Source organism: Bacillus cereus group sp. MYBKT111-2 (genome assembly GCF_051915205.1).
Lineage (GTDB): Bacteria > Bacillota > Bacilli > Bacillales > Bacillaceae_G > Bacillus_A > Bacillus_A paranthracis.
In genome coordinates this window covers 247,633-268,562 of sequence record NZ_JBQAEG010000001.1, presented here as the reverse complement: position 1 = coordinate 268,562, position 20,930 = coordinate 247,633, and the positions used below count along the sequence as shown (strand labels likewise).

The following is a 20,930-nucleotide window of genomic DNA, read 5'->3' as shown; positions in this document are numbered from 1 at the left end:
CAATGGTAGTAGGAGATTTCCCAATTGAATTAGATACAGTCGTTGTTGGTGCAGGTCCTGGTGGATACGTTGCGGCAATTCGTGCAGCACAATTAGGTCAAAAGGTAGCGATTATTGAAAAAGCTAACCTTGGTGGCGTATGCTTAAACGTTGGATGTATTCCTTCAAAAGCGTTAATCAATGCAGGTCATCGTTATGAGAATGCAATGCATTCTGATGACATGGGTATCACTGCAGAGAACGTAAAAGTTGACTTTACAAAAGTTCAAGAATGGAAAAACGGCGTAGTTAAGAAATTAACTGGCGGTGTTGAAGGCCTTCTTAAAGGTAACAAAGTTGAAATCATTCGCGGTGAAGCTTACTTCGTAGATGCTAACACATTACGCGTAATGACTGAAGATGCAGCTCAAACTTATACGTTTAAAAATGCTGTTCTTGCAACTGGTTCTACACCAATCGAAATTCCAGGATTCAAATACTCTAAACGTGTTATCAACTCTACAGGTGCTTTAAGCTTACCTGAAATTCCTAAAAAACTTGTTGTAATCGGCGGCGGTTACATCGGTATGGAATTAGGTACTGCATATGCTAACTTCGGTACAGAAGTTACTGTAGTAGAAGCTGGCGACGAAATCTTAGCTGGTTTCGAAAAAGCTATGAGCTCTGTTGTTAAACGTGCTCTACAGAAAAAAGGTAACGTAACAATCCATACAAAAGCTATGGCTAAAGGCGTTGAAGAAACAGAAACTGGCGTAAAAGTTAGCTTCGAAGTTAAAGGTGAAATCCAAACTGTAGAAGCAGATTACGTATTAGTAACTGTAGGTCGTCGTCCAAACACTCAAGAAATCGGTCTTGAGCAAGTTGGAGTTAAAATGACTGACCGCGGCATCATCGAAATCGATGAGCAATGTCGTACAAATGTACCAAACATCTATGCAATCGGTGATATCGTTCCTGGACCACCATTAGCTCACAAAGCTTCTTACGAAGGTAAAGTAGCTGTAGAAGCAATTAGTGGCCATGCGGCAGCTATCGATTACATCGGAATTCCTGCAGTATGCTTCACTGATCCAGAATTAGCATCTGTTGGTTACACTAAGAAACAAGCTGAAGAAGCTGGAATGACTGTAACTGTATCTAAGTTCCCATTCGCTGCTAACGGTCGTGCATTATCATTAAACAGCACTGACGGTTTCTTACAACTTGTAACACGTAAAGAAGATGGTCTTCTTGTAGGTGCTCAAGTTGCAGGTGCAGGCGCTTCTGATATTATTTCTGAGATTGGTTTAGCTATCGAAGCTGGAATGACAGCAGAAGATATCGCTCAAACAATCCACGCTCACCCAACATTAGGTGAAATCACAATGGAAGCAGCTGAAGTTGCTCTTGGAATGCCAATTCACATTGTAAAATAATTTAAGTAATGAAAATAGCCCATCTCTTATTTAAAGAGATGGGCTATTTTTTATTTTATAATAAAAGTGGCTTGCAAGGTCTTTATACGTACTTGTCGAATGAATATATAATAATTTAATTGAATTGTTAAAACATATATAAATCCAAAAGCCATATATATGCTTTCGTGTAATATGTAATTGATTCAAACTTAATACCATATATTAATAAAATAGAGCATGTCAAAGGAGAAGGTTCCATGAGAATATTACATGTTATATTTTATCATTTTTTATTATGGAGTGGTTTTTCCGTTGTATTATCATTGTCAAATGGTGATAAGTTGCATTATAAAGTTATTCTATTTTTTGTATTTCTTTATTTAGCATATGTGATCGCATATTTTGTATTGCAAATTAGAAAGCAGGCATTATTCCTTACGTGTTCAAATTGCATACTTTTCTTAATTATATTTTCTATTTTTTAAATTAACGTTTATAGAAATACATTGTTCTTCCATTAAATAATTTTAACTCTCCTTCTAATTTCTTCGCTAGAAAACGGCAAAATTCATTTGCTTTTCCTTTATCACCAAATGTTGCATTAGGTGGTAAAGAAACTTGAATATAAGTTTGTTCCTTTTCTATACCGACACCAACATAAATGGAGTCATATCGATCGTGAGTAGATTGTAGTTTGAATGTTGTTGCTGATGTATCTAAAATTTCATACGGAAAAGCGGTATTTGTATAAGCGTAATTAATTTGAACACCGGTTTTGGAAGTAACTGTTTTATAATAATGAAAAAGTTGTTTTATATCATCTATTGAAACAGATTGTTGATTGGATTTAGGTACAAGCGTAATAAAGGCATGTTGCATATAAGTTCCCCCTAACTTAGTAGAATACTCTCATTCTACATCCTACTGAATTTTTTGACAATTAAAAGGAGTATTCCTTTTTTTGTTTAATATACTAATGAAAGGTGATGTAGAAAGGTGGAAACCGATGTTTGAAAAATTGTATGATGAGCATGAAAGTGTGAAGGTACGATTTTTGGGGTTTATGACACATGATAATCGTTATGATTTTGGTGTTATTTATACAAATATGTTTTTTGGAAAGCCACTTATTGTTTGCATGCAAACAGGAAGGTCTACTTTACTTGGACGAGATGATGTAGAGAATGTTCAACATTTACAGGAAGTTTTCAAATTAGGCTCAGAAGAGGAAGCAGCTGAGTTATCTCAGTTTTTCTCATTTCTAGTTCCATCTACATCTTTGCATGCGGAATACGAAGAATAAATAATGTAAAACAGTCGTACGTATAAATATGGCTGTTTTTTTGTTTGAATATCGCATACTAATTTAAATTTAAAATATTTAATGTGTTATACTAAAAACCTATTGACGTAAAAAGTATAACATATTAAAATAAAGACAGAAAGTTAAGCGGTTACAAAAAGTTTTTGGGATTATAAACTTAGGGGGAAATGAAAAATGGGAACAATCGTATGTCAAGATTGTGAAGGTACAATTGCACACTTCGAGGATGAGAAAGTAACAGTACTTTACGGGAAATGTGGATCTTGCGGATGTGATCACACAGAGCATACAAAAGCCCAATAATTGATAGGAAATGGACAGCTGAAAGTTTTTAGGACCATAAACTTAGGGGGAAATGAAAAATGGGAACAATCGTATGCCAAGTATGTGAAGGAACAATCGGACATTTTGAAGATGAAAAAACGACAGTGCTTTACGGAAAATGCGGAACAAATTGTGACTGTGCTAGTAGAGATAATGCGAAAGCTTAATGATAAATAAATAGATTACTATTAAAACTCAGGGGGAAATGAAAAATGGGAACAATCGTATGCCAAGTATGTGAAGGAACAATCGGACATTTTGAAGATGAAAAATCAACAGTACTATACGGGAAATGTGGATCTCATTGCGACTGTGACCATAAAGAACATTCAAAAGCTTAAATAAAAAAAGCACCTACATATGTAGGTGCTTTTTTTAATAAACTGTAGTTGTGTTGCCAACTGTTGCAACAATTGCATCATCTCTAATCGGAATAAATCCTATGGATGGCTGTGGTGTGCTAGGAGAAGCATGGTAGCTCATGAGACGGCTATCAATACGGGTAATAGTATCGGTTAAGAAAGCGGAAATGAAAGCGTAAGGGACTCGTCGCTCATTTAATGCGTATATAATTTCTTCTTTTGTTTTTACACCTACGCCATGCCCATAAAAAAAGAAATTTCCTAGATAGATAGTATTTTCTCCTTGCCACTCGATTGTAGCTGGATTCACTTGTGGATTTTTAAAGTAAACGAGATCACCTGGGACAAGATCGCCACCTGTCTTTGTTATGAGCTTTAAATCTTGATCGTAGTCCCACGTATAAAGTAAAAGGTTTGCAAAGAGACGGTTGAAAGTTTCTTCCTCATATAATGCTAGTAAAGCTTTGTAAAAAATAATGATCATAGCGGTGGCACATTCAGTTCCATATAGTTTTCCGTTTTTGAAAATATCTTGTATGGCAATGGAAGGGGGTATGTTTGGAAGGAGCTCGAATCCTCCAAGAGACGTTCTTTTCCAATATTGAGGGTTGCAAAAAGATTGTTGAAATGTGCGAAACTGAAAACCACTTTGAAAAAGTTCTAATGCAGAAGTAATAATATGAACGCGCAAATTTAGATCAAAGCTGAGTTCATCGGATGTTCGAAAGGAATAGATTTCTTGATTTCCTGCCATTATAGATAAAATTTGTTGTTTCTCATTTGCAAATGGCTCATATTCATTTGTGATATAAGGATGTACAATAGAACGGCCTATTACAATCATAGTAGTATCCCCACCTATACGTTACATTACATAATATCGTATGAGAAAAGGGAAAAAGGGTGAAAAAAAAGCCTATCAACTGATAGGCTTGTACTCTTTGATCACGCGTAATGTTTGTAATGTCATATCTTCAGGACCTTGTACAGGTAAACCTGCTTCTAAGTTTTTACGAATATACTCTAAGTTGTCTTGTGTAATAATTTCCCCCGGAGTAAAGATTGGAATCCCTGGCGGATAAACCATAACGAAATCAGCTATAATACGACCTGCTGCATTTTCAAATGGGATGACTTCTGTTTCCGAATAAAAAGCATCTCGAGGAGAAAGTGCTAACACAGGTATTTCTGGAATTTCTACTTGCACTTGAACACCTTTATCAGCTTTATTTTTAAATGTTGCTGATAAATCTTGTAATGCCGCAATAAGTGTATTCGTCTCACTTTCTGTATCCCCAAAAGTGACAAGACATAGTATGTTGTATAAATCTGAGAGTTCTACTTCAATGTTATATTGCTCTCTAAGCCATACTTCAGCCTGATGGCCTGTAATACCTAAATCTTTTACAGATACAATTATCTTTGTAGGATCATAGTTAAAAGTAGCATCCGTACCTAGCATTTCTTTCCCTGGACAGTAAAGATGTTCAATATCATTTATAGCATTACGAACTTGTTCCGCTAATTGTATTGTTTGTTCTATGAGCGCCTTTCCTTCTGTAGCAAGACGTTTTCTAGCAACATCTAGGGAGGCTAACAAGATGTAAGACGTTGATGTAGTCGTAAGCATGCTAATAATAGATTGAACATGTTTTACGTTCACAAGGCCTTCTTTTACATTAAGAATAGAACTTTGCGTTAAAGATCCACCTAATTTGTGAACACTCGTTGCTGCCATATCTGCACCGGCTTGCATCGCTGACATCGGCAGTTCATCGTGAAAATGAATATGAACACCATGAGCCTCATCAACGAGTACAGGGATATCGTAAGAATGTGCTAATTGTACAATCTGTTCTAAGTCCGCAGCAAAGCCAAAGTATGTTGGATTAATAACAAGTAAGCCTTTCGCATCTGAGTGCTCTTCAAGTGCTTTTTTGACAGATTGGATTGTGATTCCATGTGAAATACCAAGTTTTGGATCGATTTCAGGATGCATGAAAATAGGTTTTGCACCTGAGAAAATAATAGCTGACATTACTGATTTATGCACGTTTCGTGGCACTAGTATTTTGTCACCAGGACCGCAAACGCTCATCACCATTGTCATTATTGCGCCACTTGTACCTTGAATAGAAAAGAAAGTATGATCCGCACCAAATGCAGCGGCTGCTAAATCTTGTGCTTCTTTAATCATACCTTTTGGATGATGTAAATCATCGAGCGGCGCAATGTTAATTAAATCAATTGCTAATGCATTATGCCCAATAAATTCGCGAAATTCAGGATCCATGCCTTGCCCTTTTTTATGACCTGGAATATGGAATTGAATTGGATTTCGCTTACTGTGCTCAACTAAAGCGGTAAACAATGGTGTTTCGTATTGGGACAATCTATACACCCCTTCTTTTTTTTATATTTATTAGAGTTTGTTTTATATAATCTTGTTCTAAAAAAGTTAAGTTCTTTTTTAGAATGAGACTTGTTTTTCTGCCATTCACAAAAGCTTTTTTGAGATGGGAGCTTCACTTTATTTCCTATAAAACAAAAGCATTATATCACCAATAATTATAGATGTATAGCAAAAAATATTTTTACGGTGAGTATGTTAAATAGTAGCTGCCTACTAACTTCTAGTGGAAGGCAATTCCATTAAAATGAATAAATAGTGTATAATGCAAAGTGACTATAGTGAAGTAGAAAAAATCACTTTAAGATAGCGTATTGAAATAAGAAGAAATGATAAATGAGGTGCGAAATGGAATATCAATATCCGTTAGATTATGATTGGTCAAATGAGGAAATGGTTACAATTGTGAAGTTTTATGAAGCGATTGAGAAAGCATATGAAAAAGGAATTGTAAGAGAAGAATTAATGGGTTTATATCGTCGTTTTAAAGAGATTGTTCCATCGAAAGCAGAAGAAAAGAAAATTGATAAAGAGTTTCAAGAAGTAAGTGGATATTCTATATACCGTGCGATTCAGAAGGCTAAAGAAATTGAAGAAGAAAAGCTTGTGAAAATGTAAAAAATATTTTGAAAAATAAAAACTGAAGTGATATAATGTGATAACAACTAAAAACGGACAATATAAATTGTCCGTTTTCTACTATCGATTACAAAGTGCATATAAAGGAAGGAGTGATTGCATCGTAGATTCAATCTTAGCAAGGAATTGTTCGTTGGTCATTGCTGAAAACTCCTCTGGTGATATATGAATACCAACTAATAATTCTGCTTTTTTTACAGTAGCTAGACGTTCAATCATCTTTTGTAAATCATTTGTTTCAAGTGTTTTATGTAATTTTACACTTGGTTTAGTATGGTCAATGGACCAAACGAAGTCATTTGGAATATTTGTTTTTAAATCATTTATATGTTCTAAGAAGGCGTGAGCCGTCTCCACTTTTTGTGGACACTCATAGATTAAACCAAAGTATATGAAGGCATGAGTACCCCATAATCCTATTTGGAAATGTGGTAGCATTTTATATCCGCGCTTATTTGTTGAAAAAGCAACCCAAGTATCGTTTGGTGGATTGACTTTGCGACGTGCGTGTTTTGCTACATGATAAAAAAAGTTCTCATCAGTTTGTTTGGATAAATACGCTGCAAACTGTTCCCCTAAAGCTTCTAGCTTAGGATGAATGTTCGTTTTAATTGCACTCATTCGTTCTTCGAGACCATCAACTGTAAAGACCTCAAAATCAGTTGATTTGAATGTTTGTAGTGTCATGATTGTTCCTCCAACTCCTATTTTGCTTTTATTTTAGCATAGCTTGTACTATTCATAAAAAAAACAGCACAAAAAAATTTAAATAAAAAAATATAATTTTGTTGCATAGATGATTTATCCAACATAGTATAGTATAAAACAAAAAATCAGAAAATTGAATTAATTCTAGTCCGAGGGCAGACGAATATTGGGAGGAGGCAAATAATATGAGACAGGTGATTAATGCGTTAAAGAGAACAGATGCTGAAAAGAGAATACCGGTGCTACGTTTGGAGCTAGATTATGAATTAGCAACTTTATATGATGCGATGATGGAAGATGATAAACAGAAAAAAGAAGAGTGTGTACAAAAGTTAGAAGTGTTAAGACTTGAAATGATTCGTTTAGAAGCGTAATAATAGTATATGTATAAAAAATTAGTTGGTGCGAACCTTATAAAGGGTTCGTTTTTTCTGTGAACAGTATAGATCGGAGTGTTTAAACATGCAAGAAGTATGGAAAGACATCGATGCACACGCCAAACAGTGGATTCGGGATGCGGGAGAGCATTTAATGGCATCAATGAAAAAAGCACTTATTATAGAAACAAAATCAAATGCAGCTGATTTAGTAACAAATATGGACCGAGAAATAGAACAGTTTTTAATTGGGAAAATTAAAGAAACATTCCCACATCATCATATTTTAGGTGAAGAGGGCTATGGAGACGAGGTAACTTCTTCTGACGGGGTTGTTTGGTTAATTGATCCAATTGACGGCACGATGAACTTTGTTCACCAAAAAAGAAATTTTGCAATTTCAATTGGAATTTATGAGAACGGTATCGGAAAGATTGGACTTATTTATGATCCAGTTCATGATGAATTATATCATGCGTTAAAAGGGGCTGGAGCATTTTGTAATGAAGTACCGATACCTTTATTAGAAAAAGGTACTGTAGAGCAAGGTATTGTAGCTTTAAATGCGATATGGCTTACCGACAATCCATTGCTTAATATGGAAAGTATGATGGCACTTGTTAAGAAAGCAAGAGGCACGAGATCATATGGCTGTGCAGCATTAGAGATGGTATACGTTGCAACTGGAAGAATCGATGCATATGTAACACCTAGATTATCACCATGGGACTTTGGTGGGGGACAGATAATTGTAGAGGAAGTTGGAGGCAAGGTAACAACATTCTCCGGAGCGCCACTTTCTATCGTAGAGAAGAGTAGCGTATTAGTTGCGAAGCCAGGGGTGTATGAAGAAGTGTTATCGTTTATATCCAAGTAACAAAAAAAGTAAGAGGCTGTATACAGGCTTCTTACTTTTTGACGTTATTGCGATTTACGCATTTTTCTCTTTGTTACAAAACCGTATCCAACTGTAACAAATGTGCCGATAATGCAAATAATAATACCGATTGGACTATTTTCAGCAATCATAATGCCGATACCAATTAAGAAAATAACACCGATAATTGCAGTTAATAAAAAGCGATATTGAATGTGTTCCATTTCTTCACCCTCCAATCTCATTTTACTTTCACAAAAGTAAGAATACAACTATATTTTCATTCTTGATTTTATTTTAATTGCTATTGTATCCCCTTCGCTCTTATAATAGAGAAGGATTAAAAAGACATTAGGAGTTGGACATGTTGAAAAAACGACAAGATTTACGTAATATAGCAATTATTGCCCACGTTGACCATGGTAAAACAACACTTGTTGACCAGTTATTACGTCAAGCGGGGACTTTCCGTGCGAACGAACACGTTGAAGAGCGCGCAATGGATTCAAATGATCTAGAAAGAGAGCGCGGTATTACAATTTTAGCGAAAAATACTGCGATTCACTATGAAGATAAAAGAATTAACATTTTAGATACACCAGGTCACGCTGACTTCGGTGGAGAAGTAGAACGTATTATGAAAATGGTTGATGGTGTTTTACTTGTTGTTGATGCATATGAAGGTTGTATGCCACAAACACGATTTGTTTTAAAGAAAGCCCTTGAGCAAAACTTAACTCCAATCGTAGTAGTAAATAAAATTGACCGTGACTTCGCTCGCCCTGATGAAGTAGTTGATGAAGTAATCGACTTATTCATCGAACTTGGTGCAAACGAAGATCAATTAGAGTTCCCAGTTGTATTTGCATCAGCAATGAACGGAACAGCAAGCTTAGATTCAAACCCAGCAAATCAAGAAGAGAATATGAAATCATTATTTGATACAATTATTGAACATATTCCTGCACCAATTGATAACAGCGAAGAGCCACTTCAATTCCAAGTAGCACTTCTTGATTACAACGACTATGTTGGACGTATTGGAGTTGGACGCGTATTCCGCGGTACAATGAAGGTTGGACAACAAGTTGCTTTAATGAAAGTAGACGGAAGCGTAAAACAATTCCGCGTAACAAAATTATTTGGTTACATGGGATTAAAACGTCAAGAAATTGAAGAAGCAAAAGCTGGAGACTTAGTAGCTGTTTCTGGTATGGAAGACATTAACGTTGGTGAAACAGTATGTCCAGTTGAACATCAAGATGCATTACCATTATTACGTATTGATGAGCCAACACTACAAATGACGTTCCTTGTAAATAACAGTCCATTTGCAGGTCGTGAAGGTAAATACATTACATCTCGTAAAATTGAAGAGCGTCTTCGTTCACAATTAGAAACAGATGTAAGTTTACGTGTAGATAATACAGAGTCTCCTGATGCATGGATCGTATCTGGACGTGGGGAACTACATTTATCTATCTTAATTGAAAACATGCGTCGTGAAGGTTATGAACTACAAGTATCTAAGCCAGAAGTAATTATTAAAGAAGTTGATGGCGTAAGATGTGAGCCTGTAGAGCGTGTACAAATCGATGTACCTGAAGAATACACGGGTTCTATTATGGAATCTATGGGTGCTCGTAAAGGTGAAATGTTAGATATGGTGAATAACGGAAACGGTCAAGTTCGCCTTACTTTCATGGTTCCAGCACGTGGTTTAATTGGTTACACAACAGAATTCTTAACATTAACTCGTGGTTACGGTATTTTAAACCATACATTCGATTGCTACCAACCAGTACACGCTGGACAAGTTGGTGGACGTCGTCAAGGTGTTCTAGTTTCACTTGAAACAGGAAAAGCATCACAATACGGTATTATGCAAGTTGAAGATCGTGGTGTAATCTTCGTTGAACCAGGTACAGAAGTATATGCTGGTATGATTGTCGGAGAACACACTCGTGAGAATGACTTAACAGTTAACGTTGTGAAAATGAAACAACAAACTAACATTCGTTCTGCGACGAAAGATCAAACTTCAACAATGAAAAAACCACGCTTAATGACTTTAGAAGAATCATTAGAGTACTTAAACGATGACGAGTTCTGTGAAGTAACTCCAGAATCAATTCGTTTACGTAAAAAGATTCTTGATAAGAGCGAACGTGAAAGAGCTGCTAAGAAAAAGAAATCTGTAGAAGCGTAAAATAGTAAAACAGCTACCTTTAATTAAGGTAGCTGTTTTTTTACGTTTATTTTTTAGAATATTTACTCTTTTTGTGGACAGTATTTTTTTCACAGGTTACTCTTGTATTAAGTACATAAAGAAAAATGGTTTGATTTATGAGGAAGGGGGATAAATGGTGTTAGAAAGAATGTCGTTTTTTGCGAAGTTATGTAAAGTTGATGAAAATCCAGAGCTAGGGATGTGGTTACTGTATGGCGTCATTATTATATTAAGTGCACTTGTGTATAATTTAGGTTTTGCAAGAAAACTATCTATAATAAAAAATATAGTGATATATATATCGTTAGCGATTGGGTGTACAGTGTTAACTTTCTTTGCAGTTTTTTTACCTGTTGGAGAGGGGCTTGTTGTAGCAGCAATTGTACTTGGGATTTATAGGTTGCGATTACGTCAAGCAAGACAACAAAAAGCAGGATGAGGGGGAGTTTTATGCGTTCCGTACAAGATGCGTTATATAATTGGTTAACAATTAAAACAGTTGCCGAAGCACGTCCGGATGATAGTGCTGCAAAAGAAACGTATTTGTTATTTCAAAATATGATATATGAAGAACATAAATTGAGAAATGTGGAAGTTAAGAAGAACGAGGAAATGTATTTAGTTACATATGAAATAAATGGAGAAAGAAAATCTGCAAGGTTTCCATTAGAAGCTATTGATTGTTTTTTGGATCAAATGAATCGCGAACCTGAAAAATATAAATAAGTCCTTTATCATATTGATAAAGGACTTATTTATATTTTACCAATCGTCTTCGACTTTTTTATCACGATATAATCGGAAATTACCACTTGCATGACGTTCCATCGTACGTTCAGCAATTCGTTCCGAACATTCCATGCACATATATGTATGAATAGGGCGATTACGCAGCTTTTTTGCCATAGGATTTTCATCATCTAACATATCTTTTTTATCACAAATCATACATTTGACTCTCATTTCGTCACCTCAATACGAATTCTATCAGTATAAGTATATCATGGAAGTGTAATGTTTTTGAATAATAGTGGGAAAAAATAATATTTTCGCAATTCAAAAAATAGGTTATGATAAGGATATATGAAGTATATTTGGAGGTGGAAATATGGCGAATGTAGTAGAGCCCACATTAACAGATGATTTAGTACAAACGTTACGTAAAGAGTGTATTGTTATGGTAGCAACAACAGATTTTGAAAAACAAGTTCCTAACGTAAGTGCTATTTCTTGGGTGTATGCAGTGAGTAAAACTAGTATTCGATTTGCAGTAGATCAACGTTCACGTATTGTGGAAAATATAAGACATAGTACTGGAGTGGTATTGACTATAATGGCGAATGAATCCGTATTTTCCATAAGTGGTGCAGGTGAAATTTTGACTGATAGAATGGAAGGCATTCCTCTAAAATTAACTGTAATAGAAGTAAATGTACAAGAAGTACGTGATGTTATGTTTTATGGTGCAAAACTTGCAATTGAGCCAACATATGAAAAAACGTATGATCTTCGTGCAGCTAAAAAGCTCGATAACCAAGTGTTAACAGGAATGAAAGAATTATAAATGTGATAAATAAGAAAGTCAGTTATTAACTTTTGTAATCACTTATTGTGATTTTATGTTAATAATTATAATTAAAAGTAATATATTGAATAGAAATGAATAAAAAATAAATAAAAGGTTTAATGGCTATAAATTTCGATTCTACCTCGTTTATACGGTACATATAATTATAACAATGGTTCGTCCATATTTTATGGATGAAACCCTTGTTCTACAAATTTAAAAGTGGAGTCAGGGGGTAACAGGTTGGATAAAATTTATGTGTTAGATACGAATGTACTTTTGCAGGATCCTTTATCTATTTTTTCATTTGAAACCAATGAAGTAGTGATTCCAGCAGTTGTATTAGAAGAGGTTGATTCGAAAAAACGTTATATGGATGAAGTAGGAAGAAACGCTCGTTATGTATCTAAGTTAATAGACAAATTTCGTGAAATAGGAAAACTGCATGAAAGTATTCCGCTAGAAAACGGCGGTACATTTCGTATTGAATTAAATCATCGTTCGTTTGTCCAACTACAAGATATTTTTGTAGAAAAAACAAATGATAATCGAATTTTAGCTGTAGCAAAAAATCTATCGTTAGAAGAACAAGAAAAAGAGGACGGGAAGTCTGTTATTTTAGTAAGTAAAGACGTGCTCGTAAGGGTAAAAGCAGATGCAATAGGTTTAAAGGCGGAAGATTATTTAAGTGATCGGGTTATTGAAGTGGAAAATATATATTCAGGATTTTTAGAAGGATATATATCAAAAGAACAATTGGATTATTTTTATGAAAAAGGCGAATTGCCTTTATCCGAAATTGCAAATCATCCTTTTTATCCAAATCAGTTTGTAGTAATGAAAGATGCGTTAGGTGGATCTAGTTCAGCACTAGGTATTGTGGATCATTTAGGTAAGAAGGTAAAGAAACTTATTTTTCCCAATGAACAAGTATGGGGAATACGACCACGAAATGTGCAGCAAATTATGGGGTTAGAATTGTTGCTTCGTGAAGATATTCCACTAGTTACGCTAACAGGGAAAGCTGGTACAGGAAAGACATTACTAGCTTTAGCTTCGGGGCTCATGCAAACGGAAGATTTAGGGTTATATAAAAAACTACTCGTTGCACGGCCAATTGTTCCAGTTGGGAAAGATATCGGTTATTTACCGGGAGAAAAAGAAGAAAAGTTAAGACCGTGGATGCAACCGATTTTTGATAATCTAGAGTATTTATTTAATACGAAAAAACCAGGAGAGTTAGATGCTATTTTAGCTGGAATGGGTTCGATAGAAGTAGAAGCTCTTACGTATATACGCGGGAGAAGTATTCCAGATCAATTCATTATAATTGACGAAGCACAAAATTTAACGAAGCATGAAGTGAAAACGATACTAACGAGGGTAGGAGAAAAAAGTAAAATCGTATTAATGGGAGATCCTCAGCAAATTGATCATCCGTATTTGGATGAATATAATAACGGTTTAACATACGTTGTAGAGAAGTTTAAAGAGCAACGTATTAGTGGTCATGTAAAGTTTGTTAAAGGGGAGCGATCTAATTTAGCTCAACTAGCCGCAGATTTACTATAAAAAGGAGTGAGCAAAAGCTCACTCCTTTTCTTTAAATAATTGTAAATTTACGGATGTTACGGATTGGATTTTGTCTATTAGATCCATCATTGTAATATAAATGAACAGGTCCGTCTTCTTTTAATGGTTTTCCTTCTTTTGAAAAACCAAGAATAGCATGTTTGACAGTTTCTAATGGAAGCGTTATTGTATCATCTATTGTTTCGATCTCGACTTGCGTAGCGTCATCTGAAATTTCGGCATTAGCAAGAAAAGGTTGAAATGGTATACCGAACGTTCCAGTAATTAGCTGTTCTTTTTTAAATTTCTTTACACTTTGTTGTATCGGCGGGAAAGCAGCACCATCACGGATTTCGCGATCCCAATGTTCCGAAGTGTTTTTTAAATAAGCTTCTAGTTCTGAAGTGTTTTCTCTCGTTTCATCAAAGTAAGTTGTCAAATCTACTTTTCGATCATCAAAGATCCAAACGGTTGGATCGATAGTGATTGGAAAACGAACTTTTCCATTAATAAATAAAATTTCGCTCATTGTTGTTCCCCCATTTGTGTTATACTCCCACTTTTCAGTATAATAGTATTAGACACTATTGTCACAAAAAATGTTTCTATTGCAATTTATTAAAACTATCGCTAATATTAATAGATAGGAGAGAGTAGGACGGAAACGGAGGGAATCAATTTGGCGTCTGAGACAGTATCAAATCATCAGGAAAAGGCACTAGCCCTTCTACAAGCGGATGCGGAGAAGATTTTAAGACTTATTAAGGTGCAAATGGACCATCTTACAATGCCGCAATGTCCATTATATGAAGAAGTGTTAGACACACAAATGTTTGGACTATCCCGCGAAGTCGATTTTGCAGTTCGCCTTGGTCTTATTGCAGAAGAACAAGGGAAAGCAATGTTAGGAGAGCTTGAACGTGAGTTATCTGCACTTCATGAAGCATTTACAAACAAACAACAATAACGGGTTCAAATAAGGGGGCTCAAACTGAAAAAGTTTGAGCTTTTTATTTGTATAATAAAGCAGGAAGAATCAATGTACATATGGAATACAACAATAATTAAATTGAAACAGAGAGAGGAAATGAAATGAAAAGAGTATGGAAATCAATGGATTATTCATTATTACTTCCTCTTGTTATCTTATGTGTGCTGGGAGTTATAATGGTATATAGTTCTAGTTCCATTGTTGCGATTTCGAGGTTTGATAAACCAGCAAATTTCTTTTTTAAAAGACAATTAATTACTTTAGCTGCTGGGACAATAGTATTAATAATTCTTGTTATTATCCCATATAAAGTGTGGAGAAAACGAATCTTTTTATTGGGGAGTTATGGAATTAGTGTAGCATTATTAGCAGCAGCTGCCTTCTTTGCTAAAGCGGTAAATGGTGCAAATGGATGGATATTTGGAATACAGCCTGCGGAATTTGTTAAGATAACAGTTATTCTCGTATTGGCCCATTTCTTTGCGAAAAGGCAAGAAACGAATACGTCTGTTTTTAAAGGATCAGGACCAGTACTTTTAGGTGTTGGTTTAATCATGTTTTTAATTTTAAAGCAAAATGACTTAGGTACCGATATGTTAATTGCGGGAACAGTAGGAATTATGTTTCTTTGTTCAGGAGTTAATGTGAATTTATGGATAAAGAGATTCTTGTTAACATCTATAGTATGGGCTCCGGCGTTGTATTTTCTTGGGAGTTATAAATTAAGTCAGTACCAAAAAGCACGGTTTTCTGTTTTTCTTGATCCATTTAGCGATCCGCAAAAGGATGGATTTCAATTAATAAATTCGTTTATTGGAATTGCTTCGGGAGGGCTAAATGGTAGAGGATTAGGAAATAGTGTACAAAAGTATGGTTACTTACCAGAACCACAAACGGATTTTATAATGGCAATTATATCTGAAGAACTTGGTTTTATAGGTGTGGCTATTATTTTAATCTGTTTATTACTTATAATTATTCGGGCCTTTAGAGTTGCACAAAAGTGTAAAGATCCATTTGGAAGTTTAATAGCTATCGGAATTGCAAGTTTGTTTGGAGTCCAAACATTTGTTAATGTTGGTGGTATGTCTGGATTAATACCACTTACAGGAGTTCCTTTACCGTTTGTTAGTTATGGCGGGAGTTCCTTATTAGCTAATCTACTCGCGATGGGGATATTACTCAATATTGCTAGTCATGTAAAACGACAAGAGAAACAACAGAACGAGACAGTTAAAGAAAGAGAACAAGGTGGACCACATCTTGTAGTTGTAAAATAAAACACATTGTGCTTTAGAGCATGATGTGTTTTTTATTTTTAAGTAGTTTTAAAAATGATGTATTAATTTATCTTTCAGGTAAATTGTATATCACATTAATGAAAAAGTGATATACAATTAAGTTGTTAGAAAAGGAAGAGGTATGCTATACTATTTTTGTGAGACAAATTGCTCAGAAAACTTATCATTTGTTAAAAAATAAGGTATGATGGATAAAAATAAAGTGAAGCTTTCTAAGTATAATATAATGTGGAAAGTGAAGAACTTCACGCTCTTTATGGTGTGTATATATTTTATCTCTAGAGTGGTAGGAAAGTAGAGGGGGAAAATCATGACAAAGCTGCAACGTATTCAAAAAGTATTGGTAGCTAACCGTGGAGAGATTGCAATTCGTGTGTTTCGAGCTTGTTCGGAACTGGGATTAAAAACAGTTGCAATCTATTCTAAAGAGGATAGTGGTTCTTATCATCGTTATAAAGCCGATGAATCCTATTTAGTTGGGGAAGGAAAAAAGCCAATTGATGCTTATCTAGATATTGAGGGCATTATTGAGATTGCGAAAAGTAATCATGTAGATGCAATCCACCCTGGATATGGTTTCTTGTCAGAAAATATTCAATTCGCAAAACGTTGTGAAGAAGAAGGGATTATCTTTATCGGTCCCAAAAGTAAGCATTTAGATATGTTTGGAGATAAAGTAAAAGCAAGAACACAAGCGCAGCTAGCACAAATTCCAGTTATTCCTGGTAGTGATGGGCCAGTAGATTCATTAGAAGAAGTCGAAAAATTTGCTAAAAAGTATGATTACCCGATTATTATTAAAGCTTCCCTTGGCGGGGGCGGTCGTGGTATGCGTATTGTACGTACTAGTGAAGAATTAAGAGAATCGTATAATCGAGCAAAGTCAGAAGCAAAAGCAGCCTTTGGTAATGATGAAGTATACGTAGAAAAATTCGTTGAAAAACCTAAACATATAGAAGTTCAAATTTTAGCAGATGAAGAGGGTAATGTTGTTCATTTATACGAGCGAGACTGTTCTGTACAACGTCGTCATCAAAAAGTAGTAGAAATTGCACCTAGTGTGTCGCTTTCAGATGATTTGCGTCAGCGTATTTGTGATGCTGCTGTGAAATTAACGAAAAATGTAAATTATTTAAACGCAGGAACAGTTGAATTTCTTGTAAAAGATGATAATTTCTATTTCATTGAAGTGAATCCGCGTGTTCAAGTAGAACATACAATTACAGAAATGATTACAGGAGTCGATATCGTTCAATCACAAATTTTAATAGCTGATGGACATGCATTACATAGTAAAATGGTAGGTGTTCCAAAGCAAGAGGAAGTTGTTGTACATGGATTTGCAATACAATCTCGTGTAACGACTGAGGATCCACTAAATAATTTCATGCCGGATACAGGAAAAATTATGGCATATCGATCAGGTGGTGGATTTGGGGTTCGTCTTGATACAGGTAATAGTTTCCAAGGTGCTGTTATTACACCGTACTATGATTCTTTACTCGTAAAAGTTACAACATGGGCGCTTACTTTTGAACAAGCTGCTGCAAAAATGGAACGTAACTTAAAAGAATTCCGTATCCGTGGTATTAAAACGAATATTCCATTCCTAGAGAATGTAGTAAAACATAAAAACTTCTTATCAGGGGAATATGACACTTCATTTATTGATGCGTCACCTGAACTATTCTTGTTCCCGAAACGTAAAGACCGCGGAACGAAAATGTTAAATTACATCGGGACAGTAACAGTAAATGGTTTCCCGGGAGTAGGGAAAAAAGAGAAACCAATTTTCCCAGATGCTCGTATACCGAATGTATTACACTCAGAGCCAATCCAAAATGGAACGAAACAAATTTTGGATGAGCGTGGAGCAGACGGATTAGTAAAATGGGTACAAGATCAAAAACGTGTCCTTTTAACGGATACAACATTCCGTGATGCGCATCAGTCATTACTTGCAACGCGTATTCGCACAAAAGATTTACACCAAATTGCAGAGCCGACAGCGAGAATGTTACCGAACTTATTCTCAGCAGAAATGTGGGGCGGTGCAACGTTTGATGTTGCATATCGTTTCTTAAAAGAAGATCCGTGGGAACGATTACTAGATCTTCGTGAAAAAATGCCAAATGTTTTATTCCAAATGTTACTTCGTTCTTCAAACGCGGTTGGTTACAAAAACTATCCGGATAATTTAATTCAAAAGTTTGTGGAGTGTTCTGCCCAAGCTGGAATTGATGTGTTCCGTATTTTTGATAGCTTAAACTGGGTAGAAGGTATGAGAGTTGCGATTGATGCTGTACGAGATACTGGTAAAATTGCAGAAGCAACGATGTGTTACACAGGGGATATTCATGATCCACTGCGTAGTAAATATGATTTAAATTACTATAAAAATTTAGCAAAAGAATTAGAAGCATCAGGAGCTCACATTTTAGGTATTAAAGATATGGCGGGCTTACTAAAACCAAATGCAGCATATGATTTAGTTTCAGCATTAAAAGAGACGGTATCGATTCCGATTCACCTGCACACACACGATACGAGTGGAAATGGTATATTAACGTATACGAAGGCAATTGAAGCAGGTGTTGACATTGTCGATGTAGCAGTAAGTTCTATGGCTGGTCAAACGTCACAACCAAGTGCGAACACGCTATACTATGCGTTAGGTGGAAACGAAAGACAGCCAGATGTTAATATAGATTCATTAGAAAAATTATCTCATTACTGGGAAGATGTACGTAAATACTACGCACCGTTTGAAAGTGGTATGAATGCTCCTCATACAGAGGTATATATGCACGAAATGCCAGGCGGACAGTATAGTAATTTACAACAACAAGCGAAAGCGGTTGGCTTAGGCGATCGTTTCGATGAAGTGAAAGTAATGTACCGCCGTGTGAATGACATGTTTGGTGATATTGTTAAAGTAACACCATCATCTAAAGTTGTTGGTGATATGGCATTATTCATGGTTCAAAATCACTTAACAGAACAAGATGTTTTAGAGCGTGGACATTCTATGGACTTCCCAGGATCTGTTGTTGAAATGTTCTCTGGAGATTTAGGACAACCATATGGTGGTTTCCCGAAAAAGTTACAAGAAATTATTTTAAAAGGGAAAGAACCATTAACAGTAAGACCAGGTGAATTATTAGAACCAGTAGATTTCGACGCGTTAAAAGAAGAGCTATTCCATAAACTTGGACGCGAAGTGACGATGTTTGATGTAGTTGCATATGCATTATATCCAAAAGTATTTATGGATTACGAAAAAGTTGCTGAGATTTATGGAAATGTATCTGTGCTTGATACACCGACATTCTTCTATGGTATGAGACTTGGTGAAGAAATCGATGTGGAAATTGAACAAGGTAAAACATTGATGGTTAAACTAGTATCAATTGGAGAGCCTCAGCCGGATGGAAATCGTGTGCTTTACTTGGAGTTTAACGGTCAACCACGTGAGATTGTTGTGAAAGACGAAAGTGTGAAAGCGACAGTTGCACAACGTGTGAAAGGAAACCGTGAAAATCCAAACCACATTAGCGCAACAATGCCAGGAACGGTTATTAAAGTAGTTGTAAAAGAAGGCGATGAAGTGAAAAAAGGCGATTCTATGGCAATTACAGAAGCGATGAAAATGGAAACGACAGTTCAAGCGCCGTTTAATGGTAAAGTGAAAAAAGTATATGTTAACGATGGAGATGCAATTCAAACGGGTGACTTACTCATTGAATTAGATCACTAAAATAAAAAAGAGTTGCGGAAACGCAACTCTTTTTTATTACGAAAAAATACCTTGCCAATTCGGGCAAGGTATTTTCATTTATTTTGTTTGTTTAGAAATTGATGCAGCTTCTTTTGCATTCACTTTACTTCTTGTACCTAACATAACTAAATAGCATAGTACAGCAAACAAGCAAGAAATGAATAGGGAATGTAATAATGCCATTGATAAACTAGCATTTGTAAATACGACTAAAATTCCTACGATAGCTTGAAGTGTAACAAGGATAAATGAGATAATCCATCCCCAGTATACGACAGGCTGCTGTTTGTAATGGCGGATAGCGAGAATCATCGCGTATAGTATCCAAGCGAAAATTAACATCGCTGCAACTCTATGTCCCATTTGAACCCATTCATGTAATTGAGTTGGCATAGGTCTATTTTTGCTGCATAAAGGAAAGTCTGGACAGGCTAAGCTAGCTCGTTCGTGACGTACTAAAGCCCCTGTGTAGACGACAATATAACTGTAAATTGTTACACCATAAATATGAAATTTCATTTTTTTGTCCATAATAAGTGAACGTGCATCGAATTTTTGGTCAATTTCAAAGATAAGACACGTTAATAAAATGACAGAAGCAAATGAAATTAAGGAAATACCGAAATGGATAGCAAGTACAGCTGGCATTTGCCCCCAAACAACCGCTGCGGCTCCCATTAATGCTTGTGCAACTAAAAATACGAAGGATAAAATTGCTAACGTTTTTGTTTCGCGCACATGTTTATAATATTTCCAGGACAAAATACAAAGGAGAGTGACAAGAATTCCTGCTGATCCTGATGTAAGGCGATGACTTAGTTCAATAATAGTTTCCATTGATAAATTAGATGGAACAAATTCACCGTTACAAAGTGGCCATGATTTACCGCATCCTTGGCCAGAGCCTGTTTTTGTAACTAAGGCGCCTCCTAATAAAACTATTAATAAATCAAGACTCGTAATGACTGCTAACCATTTAATAAAGCGTTGCAATCTCTTTCACCATCTTTCTGCTATGAAGTTATTGCGAAATATTTTCATTCCATTATGTATAGAATAAAACGCGCTAGTTC

General features: G+C 35.5%; 25 protein-coding genes. 17 read left to right on the top strand and 8 right to left on the bottom strand.

Features of this window, described 5'->3' with window-relative positions; all coding sequences use genetic code 11:
* Positions 1–2 precede the first annotated feature (2 nt).
* A complete protein-coding gene (gene lpdA / locus ACTFNE_RS01315) occupies positions 3–1,415 on the top strand; it encodes a dihydrolipoyl dehydrogenase (RefSeq protein ID WP_046197917.1) in 1,413 nt (470 codons plus the stop codon).
* Positions 1,416–1,654: 239 nt separating this feature from the next.
* A complete protein-coding gene (locus tag ACTFNE_RS01310) occupies positions 1,655–1,882 on the top strand; it encodes a hypothetical protein (protein ID WP_001221351.1) in 228 nt (75 codons plus the stop codon).
* 1 nt (position 1,883) lies between these two features.
* On the opposite strand, the gene ACTFNE_RS01305 is transcribed toward ACTFNE_RS01310, so the two are convergent.
* Positions 1,884–2,276, bottom strand: a complete 393-nt coding sequence (locus ACTFNE_RS01305; protein ID WP_001163309.1) for a DUF1885 family protein — start codon at positions 2,274–2,276, stop codon at positions 1,884–1,886.
* Between the two features lie 127 nt (positions 2,277–2,403).
* Between ACTFNE_RS01305 and ACTFNE_RS01300 the strand changes: the two genes are divergently transcribed.
* From ACTFNE_RS01300 to ACTFNE_RS01285, 4 genes are all read left to right on the top strand, one after another.
* Positions 2,404–2,700 carry a DUF3055 domain-containing protein gene (locus tag ACTFNE_RS01300; RefSeq protein WP_001993838.1) on the top strand — a complete coding sequence of 99 codons (297 nt, stop codon included), beginning with the start codon at positions 2,404–2,406 and terminating at the stop codon, positions 2,698–2,700.
* A 195-nt stretch (positions 2,701–2,895) separates the two neighbouring features.
* The gene (locus ACTFNE_RS01295) at positions 2,896–3,024 is read left to right on the top strand and encodes a GapA-binding peptide SR1P (RefSeq protein WP_000536778.1); all 129 of its coding nucleotides are present in this window, start codon (positions 2,896–2,898) and stop codon (positions 3,022–3,024) included.
* Positions 3,025–3,083: 59 nt separating this feature from the next.
* Positions 3,084–3,212, top strand: coding sequence for a GapA-binding peptide SR1P (locus ACTFNE_RS01290; protein ID WP_000536805.1), 129 nt, complete (start codon positions 3,084–3,086; stop codon positions 3,210–3,212).
* 45 nt (positions 3,213–3,257) lie between these two features.
* Positions 3,258–3,386 carry a GapA-binding peptide SR1P gene (locus tag ACTFNE_RS01285; RefSeq protein WP_000536793.1) on the top strand — a complete coding sequence of 43 codons (129 nt, stop codon included), beginning with the start codon at positions 3,258–3,260 and terminating at the stop codon, positions 3,384–3,386.
* 34 nt (positions 3,387–3,420) lie between these two features.
* Here ACTFNE_RS01285 and ACTFNE_RS01280 read toward each other — a convergent pair whose 3' ends face one another.
* On the bottom strand, positions 3,421–4,251 hold the full coding sequence (locus tag ACTFNE_RS01280; RefSeq protein WP_046197918.1) for a protein-glutamine gamma-glutamyltransferase: 831 nt from the start codon (positions 4,249–4,251) through the stop codon (positions 3,421–3,423).
* A 75-nt stretch (positions 4,252–4,326) separates the two neighbouring features.
* Positions 4,327–5,799 (bottom strand): arginine decarboxylase, encoded by a 1,473-nt coding sequence (speA, locus tag ACTFNE_RS01275; RefSeq protein ID WP_000084882.1) that lies wholly within the window; start codon positions 5,797–5,799, stop codon positions 4,327–4,329.
* A 366-nt stretch (positions 5,800–6,165) separates the two neighbouring features.
* On the opposite strand from speA, the gene ACTFNE_RS01270 reads away from it, so the two are divergent.
* Positions 6,166–6,435 (top strand): UPF0223 family protein, encoded by a 270-nt coding sequence (locus tag ACTFNE_RS01270; RefSeq protein WP_000456556.1) that lies wholly within the window; start codon positions 6,166–6,168, stop codon positions 6,433–6,435.
* Positions 6,436–6,516: 81 nt separating this feature from the next.
* Here the strand turns inward: ACTFNE_RS01270 and ACTFNE_RS01265 are convergent, their stop codons facing one another.
* A complete protein-coding gene (locus tag ACTFNE_RS01265) occupies positions 6,517–7,143 on the bottom strand; it encodes a YktB family protein (protein WP_000175082.1) in 627 nt (208 codons plus the stop codon).
* Between the two features lie 206 nt (positions 7,144–7,349).
* Between ACTFNE_RS01265 and ACTFNE_RS01260 the strand changes: the two genes are divergently transcribed.
* On the top strand, positions 7,350–7,538 hold the full coding sequence (locus tag ACTFNE_RS01260) for a hypothetical protein (protein ID WP_001250164.1): 189 nt from the start codon (positions 7,350–7,352) through the stop codon (positions 7,536–7,538).
* 88 nt (positions 7,539–7,626) lie between these two features.
* Positions 7,627–8,418, top strand: a complete 792-nt coding sequence (locus ACTFNE_RS01255) for an inositol monophosphatase family protein (RefSeq protein WP_001158693.1) — start codon at positions 7,627–7,629, stop codon at positions 8,416–8,418.
* Positions 8,419–8,462: 44 nt separating this feature from the next.
* Here the strand turns inward: ACTFNE_RS01255 and ACTFNE_RS01250 are convergent, their stop codons facing one another.
* Entirely contained in the window at positions 8,463–8,642 is a 180-nt protein-coding gene (locus ACTFNE_RS01250) for a DUF5325 family protein (RefSeq protein ID WP_000400127.1), read from the bottom strand.
* Between the two features lie 140 nt (positions 8,643–8,782).
* Between ACTFNE_RS01250 and typA the strand changes: the two genes are divergently transcribed.
* The 3 genes from typA (at position 8,783) to ACTFNE_RS01235 (ending at position 11,374) form a co-directional block, all read left to right on the top strand.
* Positions 8,783–10,627 carry a translational GTPase TypA gene (gene typA / locus ACTFNE_RS01245; protein ID WP_000914763.1) on the top strand — a complete coding sequence of 615 codons (1,845 nt, stop codon included), beginning with the start codon at positions 8,783–8,785 and terminating at the stop codon, positions 10,625–10,627.
* Between the two features lie 157 nt (positions 10,628–10,784).
* On the top strand, positions 10,785–11,087 hold the full coding sequence (locus tag ACTFNE_RS01240) for a YlaH-like family protein (RefSeq protein WP_000893666.1): 303 nt from the start codon (positions 10,785–10,787) through the stop codon (positions 11,085–11,087).
* 11 nt (positions 11,088–11,098) lie between these two features.
* A complete protein-coding gene (locus ACTFNE_RS01235; protein WP_001258148.1) occupies positions 11,099–11,374 on the top strand; it encodes a hypothetical protein in 276 nt (91 codons plus the stop codon).
* Positions 11,375–11,410: 36 nt separating this feature from the next.
* On the opposite strand, the gene ACTFNE_RS01230 is transcribed toward ACTFNE_RS01235, so the two are convergent.
* Positions 11,411–11,611, bottom strand: coding sequence for a YlaI family protein (locus tag ACTFNE_RS01230; protein WP_001995040.1), 201 nt, complete (start codon positions 11,609–11,611; stop codon positions 11,411–11,413).
* A gap of 145 nt (positions 11,612–11,756) precedes the next feature.
* Between ACTFNE_RS01230 and ACTFNE_RS01225 the strand changes: the two genes are divergently transcribed.
* Together ACTFNE_RS01225 and ACTFNE_RS01220 are read left to right on the top strand one after the other, a co-directional pair.
* Complete coding sequence (locus ACTFNE_RS01225) at positions 11,757–12,212, top strand: pyridoxamine 5'-phosphate oxidase family protein (protein ID WP_046197919.1); 456 nt, start codon at positions 11,757–11,759, stop codon at positions 12,210–12,212.
* A gap of 246 nt (positions 12,213–12,458) precedes the next feature.
* A complete protein-coding gene (locus ACTFNE_RS01220; RefSeq protein WP_000358084.1) occupies positions 12,459–13,787 on the top strand; it encodes a PhoH family protein in 1,329 nt (442 codons plus the stop codon).
* Positions 13,788–13,818: 31 nt separating this feature from the next.
* Here the strand turns inward: ACTFNE_RS01220 and ACTFNE_RS01215 are convergent, their stop codons facing one another.
* Positions 13,819–14,316, bottom strand: coding sequence for a hypothetical protein (locus tag ACTFNE_RS01215; RefSeq protein ID WP_046197920.1), 498 nt, complete (start codon positions 14,314–14,316; stop codon positions 13,819–13,821).
* 150 nt (positions 14,317–14,466) lie between these two features.
* Here ACTFNE_RS01215 and ACTFNE_RS01210 point away from each other — a divergent pair, with 150 nt between their 5' ends.
* The 3 genes from ACTFNE_RS01210 (at position 14,467) to pyc (ending at position 19,836) form a co-directional block, all read left to right on the top strand.
* A complete protein-coding gene (locus ACTFNE_RS01210; protein WP_000135695.1) occupies positions 14,467–14,754 on the top strand; it encodes a YlaN family protein in 288 nt (95 codons plus the stop codon).
* A 125-nt stretch (positions 14,755–14,879) separates the two neighbouring features.
* Entirely contained in the window at positions 14,880–16,058 is a 1,179-nt protein-coding gene (locus ACTFNE_RS01205; RefSeq protein WP_000832767.1) for an FtsW/RodA/SpoVE family cell cycle protein, read from the top strand.
* Positions 16,059–16,389: 331 nt separating this feature from the next.
* Entirely contained in the window at positions 16,390–19,836 is a 3,447-nt protein-coding gene (gene pyc / locus ACTFNE_RS01200; RefSeq protein WP_270705445.1) for a pyruvate carboxylase, read from the top strand.
* 78 nt (positions 19,837–19,914) lie between these two features.
* Here pyc and ctaA read toward each other — a convergent pair whose 3' ends face one another.
* Positions 19,915–20,850 (bottom strand): heme A synthase, encoded by a 936-nt coding sequence (gene ctaA / locus ACTFNE_RS01195; RefSeq protein ID WP_001188736.1) that lies wholly within the window; start codon positions 20,848–20,850, stop codon positions 19,915–19,917.
* Positions 20,851–20,930 lie beyond the last annotated feature (80 nt).